Source organism: Haladaptatus cibarius D43, from assembly GCF_000710615.1.
GTDB lineage: Archaea > Halobacteriota > Halobacteria > Halobacteriales > Haladaptataceae > Haladaptatus > Haladaptatus cibarius.
This window is the reverse complement of the sequence record NZ_JDTH01000002.1, coordinates 361,263-383,798: the sequence shown is the minus strand read 5'-3', so window position 1 is coordinate 383,798 and position 22,536 is coordinate 361,263. Positions and strand designations below refer to the sequence as shown.

The following is a 22,536-nucleotide window of genomic DNA, read 5'->3' as shown; positions in this document are numbered from 1 at the left end:
TTAGCCCACCAACATCCAGACGGCCAGCGCGATGGTTGCGAGCGTTACCGAGAACTTGACTCCGGAAAGGAGGTCTGCGTCCCGGATGTAGCCGCTGATGAACCCCGAGAGGATTGCTTGGATGGTCACGGCGTGGAAAAACAGCATCGAGAGGGCGTCGGTATCGACGCCCTCTCCGAGATTCATCCCGGACGAGGGAGCGTCCGAACCGCCGCTCGCTTGCTCCGACAGTCCTGCCATCACGTCCAAAAACTGCGTCTTCAGGATGGCCATCACCGCGAGCAGCGTGAGGTAAGTCATGATGATGATGACGACCTGCATTCGGGCGCGGGAACGTCGCTCTCTGGCGATGTCGTCCTGATTCTCGCTGGTTTGGGCCGCAGTGGTCAGCACCGCAGTAATCTGGCTCGACGCCTCCTGTGCCTTGCTGATGAGTTTGACCGTTCGTGCGAGACGGGGCAGGTGATAGCGATTGTTGAACTCGATGAACGCCGTCTTCATGCTCATCCCGTAGTTCACTTTCGCGTGGATTTGGTCGAACTCGTCCGCGAGTTTGCCAGTCGAGGTGTTGGCCACGGTTTTGACGGATTCGAGTAAAGTGAGTCCCGTGTCGTTCGCGCTCGACAGTTTTCGCAGGTCGTCCGAAAGCTTCCGCAGTATCGACCGCCGCGAATGGATGTTCCACTCGCGGAACACCGCCAGCGGCACCCCGTTCACGTACAGCGGAACGTAGACCAAGACGAACGTCGTCCAGACGGGATTCGCAATGAATCCGTCCGGAGAGGCCGGAACCGCGCCCGTCCACACCGCGCTGGCGACGAGCACCAACGAGGCCGGAAGCGTGATTCCGAGGACGAAGAGCGGATTGTCGCGGAAGAAATAATGCGGGCGCTTCAGTAGTTCGACGGTCGTGTGGGTTCCCTCCCGACTTTTGATTCGGTCGAAGACGGAGAAATTACCGGTGAACTCCTCGACCAGACCGAGATGGAGCAGACCTGCCCCGGAGACGGTTTCCAATCTGTCGTCGTCGCCTGGGTCGAGGTAGCCACTGCCGGGTTCGTCCTGTTTCACGGTCGAAACGAGAACGAGAAAGCCGACACCGATGAGCGGAATCAACCCGTACACAGTGGCGTAGAGCAGGGCTTCTTTCGCCTCTCCCATGATGCCCATGATGACGAGGATAATGATGAGCAGGAGTGGAAAGAGCGAGAGGGTCATGTACATCTCGCCGAACAGTTCGAGCGTTTCGAGGGTCAACTCCTGTTCCTGCTTCGCGGTTCGCATGTGTTTGTCCTTCTTGTCGTCCAGAAACCCGGTCATATCCCCGCCGCTGTTGACGATGGAGAGCATGTCCGTGAAGAACTGGCCCAACTCGTCGCTGGGCGTTTCGAGCGACCGTTTCCGGATGGCGGTTCGGTAGTCGGTATCGAAATAATCCGTCTCCTGCACGATGCTCTGAAACTCGCGGGAGACTTCGCCGTAGGTGTCGTCGGCTTTCGCCATCGCCTCCAGAATCTCCAGTTGGTTCAGTCCGCCAATCGAGAGGGCGTACATGAACGAAATCGCATCCGGCAGGAGCATGTTGATTTCACGCTTTCGCGCGCTTGCTCTGCTGTATGGAATTGCGATGATGGTTCCAAATCCGCCAGCGAATCCGAGCGTTCCGAGAACGACGCCGGTTCCGAGAATCAGTGCGGGAATTTTCAGCGCATTCAGCACGTCCGCAGTCGCACCCGTGACGGGCACGCCGAGCCAGACGCCGCCACCACCGATGAGTCCGAGCGAAACCAGCAGATAGCCGAGTAGAAGACCGACGAGCCACAGCACGAGTCCCGCGAGAGTGCCAACTGCAAGACCGCGGGAGAGATACAGCTCCGCGGTTTCCGACATTCGAGCCTCCGCGAGCTTGTCGTCCAAACTGCCGACGAAATCGTTGTTCTCCGAGAACAGTCGGTCGTACACCGGATAGAACGTGTCCGCAAGCCTGTCGGCACTCGTTCCATTTCGAGACGTGGCAGAGCCGTGACTCATTCCTCGCCCTCCCCGGTAGACTCGGGTTCTTCGTCGTCCGCGACAGTTGCTTCCTCGAACTCACCGAACGGATTGTCGTTCAGCACTGACGAGGGATGGTCGTCGTGGGAGTTATCATCGCGGTGGTCGCGGAGGTCGTCGTCGCGGCGACCGTCGCTGCGCAGGCGGTCGTCGTCTCCGGACAGACTATTTGAATCAGCGCGAACCGATTCGTTCTGAATCGGTTCGTCCGCGGATTTCGCAGCGTCGGCCAATGCGACGGCAAGGCTGTCGTCTCCGACCTGCATCTCTCGATACTGGTCGAACAGTTCGTCTTCCGCCTCCGCGAGGATGTCTTTCGACAGTTGCGCGACTTCCTCGGTTGGGTCGGGTCGCGGCACCATCTCCTCTTTTTTCGGCTCGATGTCGATGAGAACGCTCTCCATCTCGCGGAGGTCGGTGAGACTGCCTTCCAGTTCGTCGTTCGCCACCAGCGCGAGGATGGTGTCCGGGTCGTTGATAAACGCCTGAATCGTCGCTGCAACTTGCGTGTAGCCGTTCAGGCCGTTGTCGAGGAGGTAGGCGAGGATGGTTCGGCGCATGTGCAGTTCGGATTCGAGTCGCTCCTGCGTCCACCCGCGGTCGAATTTTATTTCCTCCAAGGTGTTCGAACCTGTGAGGCGTTCGTGTTCGTCCGTCTCGGCGCGCCACTGGAACACGTCCTTGACGTTGATTTCGTCGTTTTCGGTGTCGTAGTGGTTGATTTCGGTGAGCGATTTCGTCCGCCTGACTTTGCTTCCATTGACCCGGGTTTGAGTCTGCACCGAAACCAAATCGAGCGCCGTAAACAGCGTCTTCGAGACGTTGATTGGCTCCGTGGTGAACCGCTTCAACACCTCACCCACGGTGTCGGCGTGGAACGTCGTGTAGGTTGTGTGCCCCGTGGACATAACCTGAAAGAGGGTTCGCCCTTCCTCGCCCCGAATCTCGCCCATCACGATGTAGTCGGGTCGCTGGCGGAGTGCGGCCTCCAGCAGGTCGAACTCGTCCACGTCGCCCCTGTCGTCGTCGGAGAAGGAGGGGCGGGTGACGCTTGCAATCCAGTTTCGCTGTGGCAGTTCGACTTCACGGGTGTCCTCGATGGAGACGATTTTCGTGCTGCTCGGAATGAACAGCGACACCGCGTTCAGACTGGTCGTCTTTCCGGATGCGGTACCCCCGGCGAAGATGAGCGACCGGTGGTTTTCGATGGCCAACCAGAGGAAGGCCATCTCGTCCAGCGAAAACGTGTTCCAGTTGATGAGGTCGAGCGGCGTGAACGGCACGTCCTTGAACTGGCGAATCGTGTAGTTCGTCCCGTGGTCGGAGACTTCCCGCCCGAGGGTCAACTGCGCACGAGAGCCATCCGGAAGCGTGGCGTCCACCTGCGGTTGACGCTTGCTGATGCCCTTCCCCGACCGCTGTGCGAGTTTGACGACGAAGTCGTCCAACTCGCTCTCGCCGTGATGGACGTTGGTGATTATCTGTTCGTAGTCGGAGTGGTAGACGAACACCGGGGAGTTGTAGCCGTCACAGGAGATGTCTTCCACGTTGATGTCGTGTTTGACGCCGTCGATTCGCTCGTAGCCGATGAAATCCCGCTTCAGCAGGTAGAGCAGTTTTTCGACTTGGTATTCCGTGAGCGTATCGGCATCCTCGGCCAACAGCGCCGGTTCCGGCCGGGCCATGATGCCGCCGAGTTCGCCCTCCTCGTCGTCCACCTCGTGTTCCTCGATGAGTTCCTCGATTCGAGTTCTGACTCCTCGGCGCAGGTTTTCGTCGCCGACGTGTTCCGCGAGCAGGTCGTTCCAGCGGCCTTTGAGTCCGCCGAGACGCCCCGCGGAGTCGGCGTTTTCGAGCGATTCCTCGTCGGTTTTCGCCGGAAGTTCGGTTTCGGTGGTCGCGGGGAGCGTCGTTTCCGCGTCCGTCTGCGATACTTTCCCTTCACTCTCCTCGACGCTGTGTTCGTCAGACTCCGCGGAAATCGAATCCGATTCACCGGATTCGATTTCCGTTTCGGACGCTTCGTTTTCGTCGGAATCCGTCGCTTCCTTCGTCTGTTCTGTCTTCTCTTTTCGTTCCGTATGCTCTCCCTGTTCTCCCTGTTTTTCCTCTTCCTCCGGTTTCCGGAATCGTTCGAGATATGGTTCCGCCTCCTCGCGGAGACTGCGAATCGCCTCGCCGGTCTGTGCCCGCGTTTCAGCACTGTACCGATTCCACGTGTCGCGGGCGCTGTCGTACTGGGTGAGCAGTTCGGTCAGCAGTTCGGCGATTTCGTCGTCGTCGAGTTGGTACAGGTCGTAGCGCGAGAGCAGGCGGAGAGTTTCGCGCTCGATAACCGCCTCTCGGTCTTTCTCTTCTGCCTCCACGACGACGTCGTCGCTCGCGTATTTGATGGAACTGCGGAGTTTGCCGGTGAGGAACTCCCGCAGGTCGTCTTCGATTCGGGTTCGGTAGGGTTCGATGAGGTAGTATTTCGTCTCGTTTTCCTTCTCGGAGTGGAAGATGATGACGAAGGAGTTGGGTTTGTTCACCCAGTAGCGGTCTACCTCGCGGAAATGGGACTTTTTGGGGAGCGGAACCGCTTTCTCCAAATCGTACCGGTTGACCACCGTGGTGTAGCCCTCACGGGTCGAGAAGAAGGCATCCTCGTCCAACGCCTCGGGAACGTCCAGCGTTCGTTCGTCCTCGACGTCGAGGAGTTCGTTCGCCTTGGCCGCGCCCTCGGTGAGCAAATCCGTGAGGTCGTCCTCCTCGAAGCCGAGCCATTCCGATTTGTCGAACTCGATTACGTTACCGTCTTCGTCGCACGGTTTTTCGTGCGGTTTCTCCCGGTCGGGTTCGTAGTAGTATTCGTAGCGAAAATGCTCCCAGAGATATTCGCCGACCGTAACGGGCGTCGTTTCCGGGTCGAGAAACGCTTCGAAGCACTCACTTCCGCGGTTTCCGGCGAACGCGCCCCGAAAGAGTCGTTCTGGTAGTTCGGCTTCCTCGAAGCCGAGCCATTCCGATTTGTCGAACTCGATTACGTTGCCATCTTCGTCCCGCGGTTTTTCGTGCGGTTTCTCGCGGTCTGGGTCGTAGTAGTGTTCGTAGCGGAAATGCTCCCAGAGGTAGTTTCCGAGCGACACCTCTGTTTCCTCGGGGTCGAGGTACGCTTCGAAATGCGAAGCGAGCGCGTTCGCTCGCTTCGCGCCCTTCTCGATGCGCGATTCGGTTTCTTTGGGGTCAAAGCCCAGAAACTCCTCGGCGGGGAACGGACGCGCCTTTCCGCGCCAGTTCGTCGGAGGGCGGCCGTCTTCGTAGAAAAACTCCTCTTTGAAATCCTCCCACGTGTACGTACCAAGGGCGGCGCGGGGTGGTGAACCGTCAGTAAGACGGATTCCGTCAGGGCCAGCATCGGGTACCCCATTCCCGAGTGCTTCGGACTCGTCACTAGCCATTGAATATCGCCAATCACTAATCCATTAAAAACCCTTGTTAAAATTAATATACATGTGTTGAATGTCAGATTTGTAATTATCGGTTTGCAGTACAGTGGTTTTTACCCACTAGAACGGATATATATCCGATTATTGAACATTCTTTCGAGAGGGGGGAGAACCGGAATCCGACGCGGTAGTTTCTCGAAATGAGTCTTCCCGCGTGGATTCCGTGATGACTGATTTGGCTCTATGGCGATAGCTTCGAATCGAAGCCACCGCAGTTCTGGCTGTATCCCGATGAGTAATAAATCTTTCATTGGTGATCGTGATTCGAAATCGATGAAACAGCGTGGAGGAATTCGTTTCCGAAAGTTCACCTCGGGTGTTTGTGGTTCGTTTGGCGGGAGTATCGAATGCTCTCCGATTTCGATTTTTTCTCATCAACCAACAGAATGAACTCACCAGCGAAGCATCTGTCAGACGAAGTAAACGGGATTTCGCTGTAAAAGGCAGGTGGAACCAGCACCTACCTCGTTTGCTTTGGGCTTTCCCGAAGCATGTCGCCAAATAATTCCTCTCAAGAAAAGAGTATCGTTAGTGAAAACACCCGTTTCCTCTTCGAAGGAACTCCTCGAAGTGAGATTCACGACGAGTTCATTCTTGAGTTGACGGAGTCTGCAGATGAACACGGGATTGAAAGATTGGGAATTTCGGTGAGGAGGGCGTCGGATTTCGGCTCGGGATTTTTCTTTTGTCGGCAGTATTCCAGTGTTCCAATTCACTTCTGAACAGCGCGTTGATTGATTTCTTCATCGACTGTTTGTATATGCTCTGCCAGTGCTTTCGCCATCAGTGGCGGCACCGCATTTCCGATTTGATTTGCAATATCGCCGAACGAGCCGACGAACTCGAACTCATCGGGAAAACTTTGAATCCGGGCACCCTCCCGCAGTGATAGTCCACGGTTTTCGGTCGGATGCAGTTTGTCGCGTGGTTTGAAATCGGTCGTCAGTATCGTATTCGATTGGCCATCCGGGTTCAAGCGCATGTATCGCGGTCGGATTCCGGACTTCGTATTGAGGTCGTAGCCGAGGGTATCCCCATCTTCGTCCGTTCGCACCCATCCATCGGCCAACAGGTCTTGAAGCGCAGTGTACACCGTGTCGTCGTCGTGTTCCAATCCATGCGCGATTTTGGAGTCGGGAACTGCCCCAACGCCTTTATCACCCATTTTGAACGCAGAGCGGGTACGGTGTCGGGCGATGAAATGGAGACAGTCCTGTTCGGTTTCCGTGAATCTATCCGAAAGCAAATCCCAGACTTGCCGGTAGCGGTCGCCAAACCGACTCGAACGGTACATTTCGCCGGGACGAAGATTTTCGATGATTGCCCGAGTATCTGCATTATCCGCAGGTGTTTCGGCGATATGGTTGTACGTTCTTCGACCACCGTTTCTAATGTCTCGGAGGTAATCGTTATCCGGATACTCGGATAGGGGCGGCAGTTCGATGGTTCCCTCGTCGGTCGGTTCCGGTAGGTCTTCGAAGGCCTGTTCGACGGTTCTCCATCCGTTCATTTCCCTTCCGGAGAGAGAAAGTTGCCCGTCTCCGTTTTCGGTGTAGTCTCCATTCGGCAGTGTCGGCGTAATCGGCGAATCTTCTCTGACGCCAAAGTAGATGACCCGTTCTCGCGTCTGTGGCACGCCGAAGTTTGCGGCGTTCAATTTCGCCCATTCGACTTCGTACCCCACATCGCGGTATTCCCTCTCGACGGCGTCCAGAAACTCTTCCCCAATGGTCGTCATTCCAGCGACGTTCTCCATCATCACGTATTCTGGCTGGAGTTCCCCGACCCACTGAATGAACGAGAACACCAGTTGATTGCGCTCGTCGTCGAGTCGACGGCTCCCTCGGGCGTCACTGAATCCTTGGCACGGCGGACTCCCGAAGACGACATTGACATCTATCCCGCGGAGTTTCTCCGGAACTCCCTCGCTAATGTCGTGCTGTATCGATTCCCCCTCATGATTCCGGTCGAACGTTTCGAGCGCCATTTCGTTGACGTCGATACCATAGAGAACATCCATTCCGAATTGTTCGAATCCACTTCCGAAACCGCCAGCGCCACAGAACAAATCGATTCCTTTCATCTGATTACTGGCGATTAGTTCTCTCGATTAGTAATTATCCGGTTCGATTCTGTAGGCAGAAATGCCTACACAGAATATAAATTAATAATATAGAATGTACAGAAAACTGACGGGAATTCCCGCTTCCCCGGAAAAACACGTTCTTCTCTGTTCTCGTTTCTCCTACGTCAGTCACGAGAACTTTGCTCCGCGGGCGTGCGTCTTGTCTAATTAAAATCCCGCTCGTCCATTCCTCACTGCGTTCGCCATGGACTCGCCGGGACTGAGCAAACGGCGGCCTGTTTGCGAAGGTCGGCGAGTCCACTGACTGAGCGAGTGAAACGAGCGAAGGAAGTGGACTCGCCGGGATTTGAACCCGGGGCACCGCGCTCGCTCCGCTTCACGCGGTTTTAGGCCCGTGCCCAGAGGTGCCCGACCACAGGTGGTTCCTGCGTCAAGGAACCATGTTGGAACCACTCACCCCCCGACAAGCAGTACAGGACTATCTCAATGGACGAACCGACCTTACGCAGTCCTCGAAAGAGAATCACGATTACCGACTCCGTCGCTTCGTAGAATGGTGCGACGAGAACGGGATAGACAATCTGAATGAAATCAATGGTCGTCACCTACACCGATACAAGGTTTGGCGTGCCGAGGACGTGAACAACGTAACGCTGAAGAACCAGTTAGGGACAGTCAGAGTCTTTCTTCGGTTCTGCGAGAAGATGGACGCTGTCGAGGACGGAACCAGCGAAAAGCTGGAACTCCCCGAACTTGGGATGGACGAGGACGTTGACGACACGACAATCAGCTCAGAGGAAGCAGAGGCAATCCTGAGCTACTTGCAGACCTACGAATACGCTACCCTTCGACACGTCATTTTCCAGCTTTTGTGGCATACTGGAATCCGTACCAGCACGTTGTTCGCCTTCGATGTTGACGACTTCTATCCGAGAGAGGGCTACATCAAAGCGGTACACAGACCTCAGGCGGAAACTCCCCTGAAGAACAAAGAACGCGGCGAACGGGAAATCAATCTCTCCGAGGAGGTCGTCCAAGTCGTGCAGGACTACCTTGATAAACACCACCCGAAGGCAGAGGACGACCATGGACGAATCCCGCTTATCGGAACGTCAGCGGGCAGAGCGCACAAGACGACCATCAGAGAGAACATCTACAGGATTACCCGACCGTGTCACTACACCAATGAATGTCCTCACAACCGAACTCAGGACGACTGCAAGGCGGCGAGAAGCAAGCACGCCAGCAAATGCCCGTCCTCGGTCAGTCCTCACGCAATACGAAAAGGGTCAATCACGCACCACCGGAACAATGGGTGGCCTGCCAAGGCAGTCAGTGACCGGGCAAACGTGAGTCAAGAGGTGCTGGATAAGCACTACGATAAAGGAACGCCGGGGCAAAAGCGGAAACGGAGGAAAGAGTTTTTGAACAAATTATAATTTGACCTGATAAGAAACAATGCTATTGAGTATTATTTTCTGGCTCTGATTCCTTTTCTTTGTTTACTTGAGTTTCGTCTATTTGGTTGTCAAAGTCGGACTGTTGGAGTTTCTCTGTTTCCTTCCTCAGTTTGTTTATAAGTGCTACGTCTCCTTTTTTCTCCCCAAATGAAACTATTTTGGATACCAAGCTTGAAACAGCAAATATTAGGTATATAAAGGAAAATATGAAAAGATATACCTCGGCATACGAGTATTCGTACGCTTGTAGGACAATTCCAAATACAGATACAAATATGGAAAGTATAGTTGTGTACTCAAAAGTAGACATAAGATTGCTATAGATATCCTCTCTTTTTAGGAGTACTAAAAAATCAGAATCTGTAAGGGAGACTAAGATAGCAGTCCCAGTAATAATAACCGCAGTCAACGAACCTGAGAGAGACGTTGCATTTTTAATAAAAATGTCTAATTTATAAGTGGTTATACTTCTTCCAACAGTAGAAAAGAGGAGCACCGTCATTAATAGGGATACATACAAATCATATCCAGTTACCACTCGAAAAGTTCCACCATCACGAAGTCGGTGGAAAAAACCTTCATTAGCCATCTTGGTTCAGATATGAGGTAGCGTAAGTAATAAATTCTGAGGCATAAGTACGAAGACCACCAAGAGTATCTGGTTCTTCTTCTGTCCTACTCACAGGGTCTCTCTCTTTGTTGATTGTTTTAATCTGTTCGTCGCCATTTCCGTTGTCAACATAGACTATTTCATAATCGATGCCATATTCTGTTTGTGCCATCTCAACCGCTTGCTCCAGAAGGTCTTCGTCCATATTCAGACTCTTGCCTTCTTTACTCTCTGCAATAATATCTAACTCCTTTGCCAGCATTTTTTGAATGCTTTCATCTAAGTTCTCCCATTCTGGCTCTGAGGATGGGTTAGACGGCTTGAGTTCTAAATCTGCTTTCAAGACAGGTTTTTCATTCACTACATTCTCTACCGCTTCTTTGTTTCTCACATACTCTGTCTCTAATGAAACAACCCCGTTATTTTCCTTCTCAAAACCGTCTGCGAAATATTTCCGGAACTGTTGATGTCCAATTCGATTTTTTGTATTGTAAATCAGGAGATTGTTTGAGTAGTCAATAATAAACATCGAATAGTCAGCATCTTTGTTAGGTTGGACATCATCAATAAAATCGCCTTCTTCTTCGTCGTAAGTGGTCGGCTCTTCTGTGTAGACCTTCCCAAACTTTCCAAGTTCATAATCCCCGTCATCTTCTATACGACCAAAATACCACGTCCCCGATTCTCCCTCAATAATTGGCCCATCTTTCCGGATATAATCTTTCAACACTTCTCTTTCTCGCTCTTCACGGGTTTTTTGCGAGTCAAAATCAAACAAAGTAGTGAGTATTCCGTTTACTTCATATTCCGTAAAATAGAACTTGGTGTCTGACATGATTCTCTTACGTTGTGTAAGGATATCTGGTATAAAAAGCCAAGGATTGGGACTCGTTATCTCATACATTGACAATGGACTTTCTCCCCTCTTCAAAACCATAGCTACAAATTCGGAGAGATGTAAACCACTGCTCGTGCCCCCACCTTTTTCTTATGCAATTCTCCTTGCTCTCCGAGCGTTTCCAGCTTGTTGTACGCCGAAGGTCGGGAACAACCCAGCTCCTCGGCAATTTCCGTAGCAGTCAAAACCGGAATCTCTGCGTCCTCGAAGACGGATAGCACACTCTCAAGCGTCACTTGCTCAGTGTACTTCCCACCTTCGTCCCGTTCTCTTTCCATAGGATAACTGAGACAGACGACAGTATAATTCCTGTGACTACGAGGTTAGTGGCACAAGATTTAACACTAATAACTACGTAGTTACTGGTAAGAAGGTTGTCGTCCCTTGGGGCATTGTTCACTTAAAAGCCCGAGTGCTGGAACACTCGGACGGGGCCTTCTGTGGAGCAGAAAGCCATGTCAAGCAAGACCACTACGACGGAAAAACGTATCGCTGGACAACTGACGCTGTCGGTAAGCACCTCAGGTTGTGTGAACGGAGAGAAGTGGTGTCCCGGTACAGACACCGACAAACTCCCGTGCTTCGACTGCTACACGGAGGACGCCTAAATGCGAAGCACACATCTCCTTTTCGAGGGTATTCCGCAAGACGAAATTACAGGCGAGTTCTTGGGAGACCTCATGAACGTAGCTGATGACCACAACCTCTCGCTTGAAGGTATCTCTGTTCGAGGTGAGAAAGAATACTAAGGCAATACAAAGGGCTTTCCAGTAAAACGGCGGAAAGTGACACTCGGCAAATTTCCCTAATTGAAGCGAAAATAGTATATCGTTGCGAGGCGACTTACCTTATTATGACCCCCCCACTGGGGGTAGCCAATGTTCTAACCTCTGCTATCCGGGTTCTCAGCTCCTGTAAGTGGGTAACATGGCTTCTGGTTCTGGATAATATCTATAGTTATTGGGCAGGGTGCAAAGCAGGACAATAGCCAAATCCAAAGTTCACTCTATCTGGAATATGCTACTTTGAAGTCGAAAAGAGGCTTCGGTGGAGTATTACAGTGACAGCTACACGGAGTTTTCCTGCCTTGGAAAGTGTGGTGTCTCTGTACTGGCGGAAAGTGACTTCCTCCCCATGTGCTACAACTGGTTCCTGTTTTGTAGTGTCCTGGTTAATCGCTGGAAGGGGTACTCTTTTTCCTCCACCCACTTTCCGCCTTCCTTCTGGCTCTTCATTTGGCTTCCTCCCTTCTGACTCCCTCTACTAATAGTAGTATACAACGGTTTATATAGGGGGAGGGGGGTTTAAATAGGTGTATCGCCCCGTTACTGAAACAGTCGGTCGTCAAGGTCGTGTCGAAGTCGGGACATCATCGACTGAATATCGTCTTCTTCAAGTCCGATACTCTCCGCTACATTTACGAAGAGAGGGTCATTGTTCTCGTCATTCTGTTGGGGATGATAGCGTTTCCAGCCGTTACCGTGACGACGATACGGGTCGCTAAATATTCGGTCATCATTGTTGCAGACGTGTACGCAGACACAGAAGGCAACCAGTTCAACTCGTCGTCCCAATCCTCGGAAATCGAGTGAGGAATAATGTTTGCGGGCACGTTTTTTCTGAGACCTATCCATCTTTAGCTGGCCTGCAATTGCATCGAACCGGTGCAAATTCTCCATATGGCGTAGTAATTCTTGGTTGCTCCAATCTCCATGACCAATTCCGGTATTGTACCGTGCAAGTCTCCTGTATTTCTTGCGCTTCTGGTATTCATGGCGTGGAAGTTCATGATAGTGAAAATCCGTCCAATTATTCGTATCTGGCGATACTATCGGCTCTGAGTGGTTTTCATCGAACGGCATAGTAATCAGCGAGGAGCGTTACCACTAATGGGTGTTAACTCCTCGCTATAGAGAGTGGGTGGAATAAAATAAATGTTTGCATTTGATGGGTATTTGTCTGGTTCTCATAGGCTTGTCTGCTGGTTCTGAAAGTCCCGAGGTCGCTTTCCGCCAGCTTACTGGTTTCCCTTCTACTTGTCACTGTCACAGAGAGTAAGAAAATGATATGTAGTAGCTACATCAATTTTACTTTGATGATGGCAGTACCAGTGAAACAGAGGTGTCGGTGATGGGAGTTCTTGGGTTTGTCTTTCTTATCGTTGGTTTGTTCTGGATAGGGGCGACAATCGGTGTTACGTGGGACGCTCTCAACAATGACAAAGACCCCGTCCTCTGGTTCTTTGCCGTGGGATTATTCGGGATATTCGGAGTGATAGCATACAGTATGTCCTACTCGGAAGAGGCACAGCCGAGTAGCGACACCGTCATTCGAGTAAGTGCCGACGCAAAGAACACCGACACAGGCGAAGACACCAGACTGTCTATCGGAATCCGTACTGATAGCGTCGATGGGGCAATTAAGGAGTTTGAGAGTCAGTGCGACCGAGAGGGCTATCTGATTCAGGAAAAGCCGACTATCGAGCGGGAGTAGGTAATTTGTATCAGTCTCTTTCCGCCATCTTTCTGTCTTACTCTTTCTACTTGTGCATCTCTGTTAGAACAATCAGAGTCTGACAAGAAATACGAACTTGTCCAATGGTCGGGAGTTACGGTTTGTTTCGGACATTGCCGGGTGATTCATCTTTGCCTACTTTCTGATAGCTCGGAAAGGATTAGTTTCAAATTTAAAATACATTCACCCGGGTTCAGTAATTACCTTGGAAAACCTCGCGTAGAGTAACTTTCTTCCAGTAGTCTTCATCCCAAACTACTTCAGCAAACTTGTCGGCAAGATACTCCGCGTCACCCTTTGCAAGACCGTGGAGTTCTCCCCGAATATCAGAGCAGTTTGCAGTCCAAGAATCATGTTCTAAATGATTTTCAGAGCTACTTCGATGCTTCTCAACCATCTCAACGCCTTCGTCAGTAAGATAGTACCAATTCTCGCGCCCCTCGCCTGTAGTATCCATCACATAGATTGCTTGCCATCCGGGAAGGTCGTCATCATCAACGACGGCAAGGAACGGCCTTTGTTCATTTTGTGCCTCTTGGTATTCTTCGTTCTTCTCGTCGATGCTACTACACACTGGAACCGAAGACGGAATGTTCTTAGCAGACATGAATTACACGATGCATTACAATCCATAATACTATATTCTTTGTGCTATCTAAGATACAATAATTGACGACCAGTACAATTAACTCTGTAGAACCACTATCCAATATTAGGAACCACCGGACGGCTCGCACTGGTGTCACGGTCTCACTCGAAATCAAGAGTCACGGGGTTGCCGGAACCTCGCTCGAAATCTCGGCTATACGGTTGCGGATTACGGTAAAATGCGGTGCTGTATGCCGAATACCAGCCGAACGAAGTGAGGATGGACTCGCCGGGATTTGAACCCGGGGCCTCTCCCATGCCAAGGGAGTGATCTACCACTGATCTACGAGCCCGCGTCTGCACTCACTTCTTCCGGGTGGCCATTGATAAATCTCTCGAAAGTATCGTGGGCGAGGTGGACTGTAGCACGGCGGCCTGAATACCAATCTTTTAACTGCGTCCACGAATTGCTACTCACTAGGGAACGGCACAGCCGCAAATCCGACTCGTTGCGTGTGTTCGCGGGCACCTGCCCGCTCTCTTTCGGGGCATTTGCCCTCTTTGCGCAACTTGGGATTGCGGACGTGCACCGTGGCAATCGCCACGCAGGCGGAATTTCCGCCGACAACACTCTAGCGGCTCGTGCAGTTCCTATCCTCGAACAATGGCACGAATGCACACCCGACGCCGTGGGTCATCCGGTTCGGACCGACCCGTGGCAGACGAACCACCGGAGTGGAGCGACGTAGAAGCAGACGACGTGGAAGACCGCGTCGTGGAACTCGCGGAAGACGGCTACAGCCCGAGCGAAATCGGTCTGAAGCTCCGCGACGAGGGCGTGACCGGCACGCCTGTCCCGAACGTCAAGCTCGTCACTGGCAAGAAAGTGACCGAAATTCTGGAGGAAAACGACGCAGAACCCGACCTGCCCGAAGACCTCTACAACCTGATGGAGCGCGCCGTGCGCCTGCGCGAACACGTTGACGAGAATCCACAGGACAAGCACAACAAGCGCGCACTCCAGAACACCGAGTCCAAAGTTCGTCGCCTCGTGAACTACTACCGCGGCGACGAAGTAGACCAGGACTTCACCTACTCCTACGACGTGGCGAAAGAACTCCTATAAATGGCAACGTCCGGTCGAACCGCTTCCGAGGATGCCCCCACCGCGAGCGACATCGCAGCGACGCTCCGCGACGCCGACTTCGTTCGAATCGTCGCGTATCCGAGCGGCGATGCACTCGCGGCCAGTGGTATCCTCGCCCGCAGTTGCGCAACCACGGGAATCCCGTTCCAAGTGAGTGCGACGCGATTCCCCGCCCAACGCGCCGAATCCCATGACGACGAAGTCGTCATGACGGTTGGCGCGCCGGGTGGCGACGTGGCACTTCCGGAGCATCCGGAGCACCCCGCGAGTCTCTCGGCCTTCGAGGCCGGTGAGGAACTCGGCGGTGCTCCAGACCCCGTTCTCGCTCTCGCTGGCGTCGTCGCTGGCGGCACCACGCCGGGCGCGTCCGACGTGTCGGACGCGCCCGGCTGTGCCCGACTGTTGGAGGTCGCCTCCGACCGACTGACGCGCAGACCCGGCGCTTCGACGCCCACGGAAGACCTCGCGGACGGATTGGCACATTCGACGCTGATTCACGCGGGCTTCTCGGGCAATCCGGGTGCGGTGCAGGCCGAACTCGCGGAAATCGGTCTGCCCGTCGAACTCGACGATGACGCACATCGTCGAGTCGCCTCGCTCGTCGCGCTCTCGGTCACGGGGCCGGAGAGTGCGACGCCGCGAGCGGGCGAAACCGTGGAAAACGCGCTTCGACCTTACGAACTCGAAAACGGGCCGTTTGCGACCCTCGGCGGGTACGCCGACGTGCTCGACGCGGTCGCACGCGAGCAGTCCGGAATGGGCATCGCGCTGGCGCTCGGATACGACGCCCGAGCGCCCGCGCTGGATGCGTGGCGCGAGCACGCGAAGAAAGCGCACACGGTGCTCCACGAGGCGACGACGGGCCGATACGACGGTCTGTTCGTTGCGCGCACGGACGACGCACCCGTCGAAACGGCGGTTCGGTTGCTCGGCAATTTCCGCTCGCCGGAGCCGATTGCCTTGGTCGTCACGGACGACGAGGCCGCCGCAGTCGCCGTGTCCGACACCGAAGTAACCGGGTTGGATATGGCGATGGAAACCGCCGCGACCGAACTCGGTGGCGACGGGACGGGAAGCGCAAGACGCGGCTATGCACGGTTCGACGCGGACGCAAAGGAGTTCCTTTCGGCATTTCGGGAGGCACTATGAGACGAGCGACGATTCGCACGGAACTGGACGACGCCGACGTCGTCTCTGCGTCACTCAACCCAGACAACACGCCCGAAATGAAGACGAGCGTGGAAGACGGGACGATTGTAACGCATATTGAACGCAAGACGACCGGCGGACTCCAATCGACCGTGGACGATTACGTCGTCAACCTCTCGGTGGCAGTACAGGCAGTACAGATAGCGAACGATTACAACGACACGAACCATGAGTGAACGATCAGTCTCTAAGCAGTCACAGGAAAAGCGGTGGTACACCGTCCTCGCTCCCGAGCAGTTCGACCGAGAGGAGCTTGGAACGACCCCCGCAGATGAACCGGACAAGGTGCTCGGTCGCACCATCGAAACCACGCTGGGCGAACTGACGAACAACGCCAGCGAGAACAACACGAAGCTGACCTTCAAAATCAACGACGTCGGCAGCGATTCGGCGTACACCGAGTTCGTTCGACACGAACTCACCCGCGACTACCTCCGTAGTCTCGGCCGCCGCGGTGCCTCGAAAATCGAGGCCTACATCACGGTGCTGACCTCGGACGACTACCGAATCCAGATTCAGCCCGTCGCCTTCACGACGAAGAAGGCAGACCACAGCCAAGAGAAGGCTATCCGCCGAACGATGATCGACCTCGTGCAGGACGCCGCGAGCGACCGCACGTTTAAAGAGGTCATCGACAGCATCGTCGAGGGTCGCATCTCCAGTGCGATTTACGGCGAGGCGAAAACCATCTATCCACTCCGCCGGGTCGAAATCCAGAAGGCAACGCTGGAAGCCCACCCCGACGAGGTCGCCGAAGAAGAAGAAACCTCCGTGGACGTGGACGAAGAAGACGTCGAAGTCTAATCGACGTAGCTTTCGATCAATCAGCTTTCGGTCAATCAGTTCCGTTTTTTGTGCGGGCGAACGCAGCAATGCAGTGTTTCGATGAGTCGCTACTGCGCCAAAAGATTACTCCGTGACGACGATCGTGCCTGACATCCCGCCCGTTTCGTGCGGAATGCAGAAGTAGGCGTACTCGCCGGGCACTTCGAAGGTGTGTTCGAACGTCGTGTTCGGATTGATGGTTCCGTTTCCGTTCCGCCACGCATCGCGGGCCGCCTCTTCGGTGTCGAAGCCGCCGGAGGCGAAATACTCCGCGTCCTCCGGGATTCCGGCTTCGTATGCCGTCACGCTGTGGTTGCGCATGTCGGTGTTCACCCAGACGACGGTTTCCCCGACCTCGACTTCGTGTTCCTGCGGGTTGAACGAGACAGACCCCATCCCGATGTCGCCATCTGGAGTGTTCGACCCGGTGTTCAGGATGCCCGTACAGCCCGCCAGAGTGGCCGATGCAGACCCGACGACCCCGGCTAAAAACGCTCGGCGGTTCATAGTTCAGACTCAGGTCGCTCTCCGTATATGTCTCTCGAAGTTTCTACGATACTGGGAATAGGACGGAGAGGCGTTTCTTATTGGTTGTGTGGAATCAGCTGTCGGCGTAGTTGGTTCAAAAGTGTCTGCTGGAATGATTGATTCAGAGGTGGCTGCTGACGTGGTTGGATTTGAGGAGACTGCAAATCACGACTCCAATGAAACCGCCAGCGCACCGCGACAGCCACATGCCTCCCCAACCGATTCCTTCGCTCACTTCGTTCGCTCAGTCATCCCTCGCGCGGCTTTTCCTCGACGTCTCGGACGACCGTGCCCGAGACGTCTCGCCAGCGCGCGCCACATCGCTTGATTGACTAACTGCAAGGGTGCGCCAGCGCGATTCGCGCGAGGGGTACGAGGCGACACAGTCGCCTCGATTGCGAACGGCGAAGCCGTGAGCACGAACGAAGTGAGGCGCGAGCGCATTTCCGCGCTGGCGGGGAGGAGTGGGGACACTGGCGGTGGCGGTATGTGTTGTCGGGTCTATCTAGCGGCACGCTGGATGCAGTTCGAATCCCCGAAATAGCCTCTCGTCTGGTTTCTCGAAACTACACGAGCCAAAAGCAAAGAAAATCCACTTTACGCCAGTTCGTATCTAGGGCCAGTTTCCGCCTTCTTCGAACGCGTCGATGACGCGCTGGAGGGAGACGACGTAGGCCGCGGTGCGGAAGTTCGGCAGGTCGTGTTCCTCGTAGGCGTCCGTCAGGTCGTCGAACGAGGAGACGATGATGCTTTCCAGTTCGTCGTTGACGCGTTCTTCGTCCCAGTAGAATCGCTGGCGGTTCTGCACCCATTCGAAGTACGACACCGTCACGCCGCCCGCGTTGGCGAGGATGTCGGGGAAGACGTGGACATCGCGCTCGGTGAGCACGTCGTCGGCGTCCGGCGTCAGTGGGCCGTTCGCGGCCTCTACGACGATATCTGCCTGCACGTCCTGTGCGAGGTCGCCGTCGATTGCGTTCTCCAGCGCGGCGGGAACGAGCAGGTCAACGTCCAACGTGAGCAGATCTTCGTTGCTCATCTCTTCGCTCGCGCCAGCGTAGTCCGAAACACTGCCTGTCTCGTTCTTGTGGTCTTTCACGTCGATGGCGTGGAGACCGTCGTCGTTGTAGACCGCGCCGCTCGAATCCGAAACGGCGACGATTTTCGCACCGAGATTTTCGAGGAGTTTCGCAGCAATCCAGCCAGCGTTGCCGTAGCCCTGCACTGCCACAGTTGTGCCTTCCATCTCCTTGCCGAGGTAGTCGAAGGCCTCGCGGGCGGTGAGCATGGTCGAGCGACCGGTCGCTTCGACACGACCCTCACTGCCGCCGGAGTCGAGCGCCTTGCCGGTGATGACGCCCGGTGCCGTCGTGTTTTCGAGCGTCTCGTACGTGTCCTTTATCCAGTTCATCTCGCGCTGGCCGGTGTTCACGTCCGGTGCGGGGATGTCCCGGTCTTCGCCGATAATCGGTCGGAGTTCCTTCGCAAATGACCGCGTGACTCGCTCCAGTTCCGCCTCGCTGTACTCGGCGGGGTCGATGACAATGCCACCCTTGCCGCCACCGTAGGGGATGTCTACGACGGCGGTTTTGTACACCATCCACCCGGAGAGCGCTTTCACTTCGTCGCGGCTGACGTTGGGGTGGTAGCGGATACCACCTTTGTACGGGCCGCGGTCGCCGTTAAACTGCGAGCGGAACGCTTTGAACACCTCGATAGAACCGTCGTCCATCTCGACGGAGAGGTTCGTTTCGAGCACGCGCTCGGGGTGCTTGAGCCGTTCGAGAACGTCGGGAGACGCGTCGATGTATTCGGCCGCATCATCGATTTGCTCCTGCAGACTCTCGAATGGATTCGCTTGTTCGGACATGGTTTGTGACTCCCACCCACCCCCTGTTAAGCGTGGCGAAATTGGGATAAACTATTATTCTTAATATTATTTAAGGTGTTACCGAGGCAGATGCTACTCGGCAGATCCGTCAGCGTGCGCGTATTCCAGAATGCGCTCGGCCTGCGCGATGAGCGGCGCATCAATCATCTCCCCATCGACCTGAAAGACGCCGCGTCCTTCGGCGTCAGCCTCGGCCTTCGCCGACAGCACTGTTTCCGCCCACTCGACCTGTTTCGAATCGGGCGTGAACGCATCGTTGATAGGCGACACCTGCGCCGGATGAATCGCCATCTTCCCGTCGTAGCCGAGTTGGATGGCGAACTCGGTTTCCTCGGATAGGCCTTCGCTGTCCCCGAAATCGGTGTAAACTGTGTCGATGGCGTCCACACCGGTTGCGCTCGCGGCCAACACGACGTGTTCGCGGGCGTAGAGCACCTCGGTTCCCTCGTCGGTTCGGGTCGCGCCGATGTCAGCAGAAAGGTCTTCGGCACCGAACACGAGCGCGTCGGTTGCCGGTTCAGCGCCAATTTCGCCCGCGTTGAGCACACCGCGGGCGGTTTCGACCAGCGCGAGAACCGGAACGTCACAATCGTGTTCGGAGAGCAGACGGGAGAGCGTTTCCACGTCGTCCGCAGATCCCGTTTTCGGGAGCATGACCGAATCGAGCGCGTCGGCCCCTACCGCGATTCCTCGCAGGTCGTCGTCCGCGGTGACACCTGCCGGATTAACGCGGACACAGACCTCACAATCGGGATCGAAATCAGGGTCGGTAAGTACGTCACAAATCGCCTCTCGGGCCTCGTCCTTTCGCTCTGGTGCGACCGCATCTTCCAAATCGAATACGATTACGTCTGCCCCCGCGTCGGGCGCTTTGCGCATCATCTCGGGACGGTCACCCGGCGTGAACATGACGCTTCGTCGTAGCATATGCGAGGTGACGTGGAGGCGCGATTTCAACCCACCGGGAACAGTTATGTTCGGTTCCGTCAATGAGTGAGTATGGTTCGAACTGCTGATACTAACGGGAACGGCAACGACGACTCGGATAGCGAAGACGGACAAATGATGGGTGTCGGTATCGCGCTCGGTGCTGGCATCGGCACCGCACTCGGCGTTGCGATGGACAACCTTGCCCTTGGAATAGCAATTGGAATGGGAGTCGGTGTCGCAATCGGTGCCGGGTTGTCGAACCGATGACAAACGATGGACTATTCTAATTCATCGGAAACAGCTATCGTTGCCCATCGCAAGTAATGAAGTATGGTTCGAACTGCAAATACGAACAACCCCGGAACCGATGGCGAAGAGGGCGAGGACGGGACACAATCGGGTGCCGGTATGGGCCTCGGTATCGGTCTGGGCGTCGCAATCGGCGTGGCGATGGATAATCTCGCGGTCGGAGTGGCACTCGGAGTCGTGTTCGGCGTCGCATTCGAAAGCAACTTTTCGAAACGCGATTGAATCTGATTGCAAGAAGTAAACCACAATACCGTCGTTACTCTTCAGCTACACACGTTAGCCACGTGTTTTTATTCTAGACACTTCTAGAAAATTTTTATGCCATCGGTGTATAAATACGTCGGTGCATATGAACCGACGCAACCTACTCAAGAACGCGGCATCGGCGAGCGCACTGGCATTCGGAATGACAGCAACCGCCAGCGCGACTGAACGACCATCACTCGACGACGTGTCGAACGTCTCGGTACTGAACGAACAGGGCGAACGAGTCACGATGTCCGTCGAAGAAGCGGACGTGAATCCCGAAGACTGCTGTTTCGAACCGGACGGCTGTAACCGCTGTACCTGTCAGTGTTGTTACTGCTAACGCCGAGAAAATCAATTTTTTATTCGCCGACTCACCAAAAGTGATACTGCGAACGCCGCTCTATGGCCAGAGTCCGCGGACCTGATGCGCTTCCGCGATACGCGACAAGCCGACGATGTAGGCAGCGTCACGCCACGTCACGTCGCGCTCTTCGACTTCGGCACGAACGTCGTTCCACGCGTCTAGCATCTCGGATTCGAGTTCCTCGTTCACTCTTTCGAGCGACCACTGGCGTCGGTTGATGTCTTGCAACCATTCGAAGTACGACACCGTCACGCCGCCCGCGTTGGCGAGGATGTCCGGAATGACGTTGATGCCGCGCTTCTTCATGATTTCGTCTGCCGTCGTCGTCGTCGGGCCGTTCGCCCCTTCGACGACGATGTCGGCTTTGACCTCGTGGGCGTTCGACTCGGTGAGAACGTTGCCGATTGCGGCCGGAATGAGCACGTCAACGTCCAGTTCGAGGAGTTCGTCGTTCGAAACGTGTTGTGGCGCGTCGAACGTCGTGACTGCTTCCGGTTCTTCCTCGTGGGTCGGAATTTCGTCAATGTTCAATCCGTCGGGGTCGTAAATTGCGCCGTTCACGTCGGAGACGGCGACGACGTTTGCGCCCCATTCGTGGAGGGCGAGGGCGGCGTTTGCACCGACGCTCCCGAATCCTTGGATGGCGACCGACGTATCTTCGAGCGGGTAGTCGTAGTAGTCACACGCCTCGCGGGTGATGATGGCCACGGAGCGTCCGGGCGACTCTTCACGGCCGTAGGAACCGCCGACGACCGGTGGCTTGCCTGTGACGACGCCGGGTTGGGTTTCCCCCTCCTGCATCGAGTAGGCGTCCATGAACCACGCCATCGTCTGCGCGTCGGTTCCCATGTCCGGGGCAGGAATGTCGTGCATCGGGCCGATGAAGTCGCGAAGTTCCTCGGCGAACCGTCGCGTGAGGCGTTCTTTTTCTTCGCTGCTCAGTTCTTTCGGATTCACGACGATACCGCCTTTCGCGCCGCCGAACGGGAGATTCATGACGGCGCATTTCCACGTCATCCACATCGACAGACCGGTACACTCCTCCTCGGTCACGCCGGGATGGTAGCGCATGCCGCCTTTGAACGGGCCGCGCACGCTATCGTGCTGGGCGCGGTAGCCGGTGAAAACGTCCGTTTCGCCGTCGTCTCGCTCGAGCGGGACCGACACACGATGAACTTGGTCGGGGTGTTTCAATCGCTCGATGATTCCACGGTCCACATCGAGGTGTGCCGCGGCACGTTCAAGCTGTCGCCGTGCTGTCTCTGCCGCCGTCTCCGGTTCCTCTTCTTTCTGTTTCCCAGTTGATGACATGATGTTGGGACCTCTGCGGGTTCTGACCGGCAATTCTTACCCGACCGGGCAAAGACCTTGCCATCCGAGCCGGGAAC

At 55.1% G+C, this 22,536-nt stretch carries 22 protein-coding genes and 1 tRNA gene; 10 read left to right on the top strand and 13 right to left on the bottom strand.

Annotated elements, in window-relative coordinates; all coding sequences use genetic code 11:
* The 3 genes from HL45_RS07195 to dcm form a co-directional block, all read right to left on the bottom strand.
* A complete protein-coding gene (locus HL45_RS07195; RefSeq protein ID WP_049970452.1) occupies positions 1-2,031 on the bottom strand; it encodes a type II secretion system F family protein in 2,031 nt (676 codons plus the stop codon).
* On the bottom strand, positions 2,028-5,492 hold the full coding sequence (locus HL45_RS21575; protein ID WP_233274715.1) for a type II/IV secretion system ATPase subunit: 3,465 nt from the start codon (positions 5,490-5,492) through the stop codon (positions 2,028-2,030). Before HL45_RS21575 ends, HL45_RS07195 begins: the two co-directional genes overlap by 4 nt.
* 760 nt (positions 5,493-6,252) lie before the next feature.
* Complete coding sequence (gene dcm, locus HL45_RS07185) at positions 6,253-7,623, bottom strand: DNA cytosine methyltransferase (RefSeq protein ID WP_049970451.1); 1,371 nt, start codon at positions 7,621-7,623, stop codon at positions 6,253-6,255.
* 443 nt (positions 7,624-8,066) lie between these two features.
* Here dcm and HL45_RS07175 point away from each other — a divergent pair, with 443 nt between their 5' ends.
* Positions 8,067-9,065, top strand: coding sequence for a tyrosine-type recombinase/integrase (locus tag HL45_RS07175; protein WP_049971938.1), 999 nt, complete (start codon positions 8,067-8,069; stop codon positions 9,063-9,065).
* Positions 9,066-9,087: 22 nt separating this feature from the next.
* Here HL45_RS07175 and HL45_RS07170 read toward each other — a convergent pair whose 3' ends face one another.
* From HL45_RS07170 to HL45_RS07160, 3 genes are all read right to left on the bottom strand, one after another.
* Positions 9,088-9,675, bottom strand: a complete 588-nt coding sequence (locus HL45_RS07170) for a hypothetical protein (protein WP_144240030.1) — start codon at positions 9,673-9,675, stop codon at positions 9,088-9,090.
* Positions 9,668-10,531: a DUF4747 family protein gene (locus HL45_RS07165; RefSeq protein WP_158413673.1), complete on the bottom strand. Its 864-nt coding sequence runs from the start codon at positions 10,529-10,531 to the stop codon at positions 9,668-9,670. Before HL45_RS07165 ends, HL45_RS07170 begins: the two co-directional genes overlap by 8 nt.
* A gap of 104 nt (positions 10,532-10,635) precedes the next feature.
* A complete protein-coding gene (locus HL45_RS07160; RefSeq protein ID WP_049970448.1) occupies positions 10,636-10,872 on the bottom strand; it encodes an HTH domain-containing protein in 237 nt (78 codons plus the stop codon).
* Positions 10,873-11,049: 177 nt separating this feature from the next.
* Between HL45_RS07160 and HL45_RS20770 the strand changes: the two genes are divergently transcribed.
* Entirely contained in the window at positions 11,050-11,202 is a 153-nt protein-coding gene (locus HL45_RS20770; RefSeq protein ID WP_158413671.1) for a hypothetical protein, read from the top strand.
* Between the two features lie 717 nt (positions 11,203-11,919).
* Here HL45_RS20770 and HL45_RS20310 read toward each other — a convergent pair.
* On the bottom strand, positions 11,920-12,456 hold the full coding sequence (locus tag HL45_RS20310; RefSeq protein ID WP_144240028.1) for a hypothetical protein: 537 nt from the start codon (positions 12,454-12,456) through the stop codon (positions 11,920-11,922).
* Positions 12,457-12,880: 424 nt separating this feature from the next.
* Here HL45_RS20310 and HL45_RS20305 point away from each other — a divergent pair, with 424 nt between their 5' ends.
* The gene (locus tag HL45_RS20305; RefSeq protein ID WP_144240027.1) at positions 12,881-13,087 is read left to right on the top strand and encodes a hypothetical protein; all 207 of its coding nucleotides are present in this window, start codon (positions 12,881-12,883) and stop codon (positions 13,085-13,087) included.
* 214 nt (positions 13,088-13,301) lie between these two features.
* Here HL45_RS20305 and HL45_RS07145 read toward each other — a convergent pair whose 3' ends face one another.
* Both HL45_RS07145 and HL45_RS07140 read right to left on the bottom strand, forming a co-directional pair.
* Positions 13,302-13,715: a hypothetical protein gene (locus tag HL45_RS07145; RefSeq protein ID WP_049970445.1), complete on the bottom strand. Its 414-nt coding sequence runs from the start codon at positions 13,713-13,715 to the stop codon at positions 13,302-13,304.
* Between the two features lie 262 nt (positions 13,716-13,977).
* Positions 13,978-14,049 (bottom strand) — tRNA-Ala (locus HL45_RS07140).
* 311 nt (positions 14,050-14,360) lie between these two features.
* Here HL45_RS07140 and HL45_RS07135 point away from each other — a divergent pair.
* From HL45_RS07135 to HL45_RS07120, 4 genes are read left to right on the top strand one after another with little or no spacing between them, the layout of a single operon-like run.
* A complete protein-coding gene (locus HL45_RS07135; RefSeq protein WP_049970444.1) occupies positions 14,361-14,822 on the top strand; it encodes a 30S ribosomal protein S15 in 462 nt (153 codons plus the stop codon).
* Positions 14,823-15,992, top strand: a complete 1,170-nt coding sequence (locus HL45_RS07130) for a hypothetical protein (RefSeq protein WP_049970443.1) — start codon at positions 14,823-14,825, stop codon at positions 15,990-15,992.
* Positions 15,989-16,228 carry a KEOPS complex subunit Pcc1 gene (locus HL45_RS07125; protein WP_049970442.1) on the top strand — a complete coding sequence of 80 codons (240 nt, stop codon included), beginning with the start codon at positions 15,989-15,991 and terminating at the stop codon, positions 16,226-16,228. Before HL45_RS07130 ends, HL45_RS07125 begins: the two co-directional genes overlap by 4 nt.
* The gene (locus tag HL45_RS07120) at positions 16,221-16,856 is read left to right on the top strand and encodes a 30S ribosomal protein S3ae (RefSeq protein ID WP_049970441.1); all 636 of its coding nucleotides are present in this window, start codon (positions 16,221-16,223) and stop codon (positions 16,854-16,856) included. The genes HL45_RS07125 and HL45_RS07120 overlap by 8 nt, the downstream gene beginning before the upstream one ends.
* Positions 16,857-16,961: 105 nt before the next feature.
* Here HL45_RS07120 and HL45_RS07115 read toward each other — a convergent pair whose 3' ends face one another.
* From HL45_RS07115 to HL45_RS07105, 3 genes are all read right to left on the bottom strand, one after another.
* Entirely contained in the window at positions 16,962-17,384 is a 423-nt protein-coding gene (locus HL45_RS07115; RefSeq protein WP_049970440.1) for a plastocyanin/azurin family copper-binding protein, read from the bottom strand.
* 634 nt (positions 17,385-18,018) lie between these two features.
* The gene (locus HL45_RS07110; RefSeq protein ID WP_049970439.1) at positions 18,019-19,275 is read right to left on the bottom strand and encodes a Glu/Leu/Phe/Val family dehydrogenase; all 1,257 of its coding nucleotides are present in this window, start codon (positions 19,273-19,275) and stop codon (positions 18,019-18,021) included.
* Between the two features lie 93 nt (positions 19,276-19,368).
* Positions 19,369-20,223 (bottom strand): HpcH/HpaI aldolase/citrate lyase family protein, encoded by an 855-nt coding sequence (locus HL45_RS07105; RefSeq protein WP_049970438.1) that lies wholly within the window; start codon positions 20,221-20,223, stop codon positions 19,369-19,371.
* A gap of 72 nt (positions 20,224-20,295) precedes the next feature.
* Between HL45_RS07105 and HL45_RS07100 the strand changes: the two genes are divergently transcribed.
* The 3 genes from HL45_RS07100 to HL45_RS07090 all read left to right on the top strand — a co-directional run bounded on the left by HL45_RS07100 (position 20,296) and on the right by HL45_RS07090 (position 21,124).
* Positions 20,296-20,493 (top strand): hypothetical protein, encoded by a 198-nt coding sequence (locus HL45_RS07100; RefSeq protein ID WP_049970437.1) that lies wholly within the window; start codon positions 20,296-20,298, stop codon positions 20,491-20,493.
* A 63-nt stretch (positions 20,494-20,556) separates the two neighbouring features.
* Entirely contained in the window at positions 20,557-20,757 is a 201-nt protein-coding gene (locus tag HL45_RS07095) for a hypothetical protein (protein WP_049970436.1), read from the top strand.
* A gap of 127 nt (positions 20,758-20,884) precedes the next feature.
* Positions 20,885-21,124 (top strand): hypothetical protein, encoded by a 240-nt coding sequence (locus tag HL45_RS07090; RefSeq protein WP_049970435.1) that lies wholly within the window; start codon positions 20,885-20,887, stop codon positions 21,122-21,124.
* 60 nt (positions 21,125-21,184) lie between these two features.
* Here HL45_RS07090 and gdhB read toward each other — a convergent pair whose 3' ends face one another.
* The gene (gdhB, locus tag HL45_RS07085) at positions 21,185-22,459 is read right to left on the bottom strand and encodes a glutamate dehydrogenase GdhB (protein WP_049970434.1); all 1,275 of its coding nucleotides are present in this window, start codon (positions 22,457-22,459) and stop codon (positions 21,185-21,187) included.
* Positions 22,460-22,536: the final 77 nt, after the last annotated feature.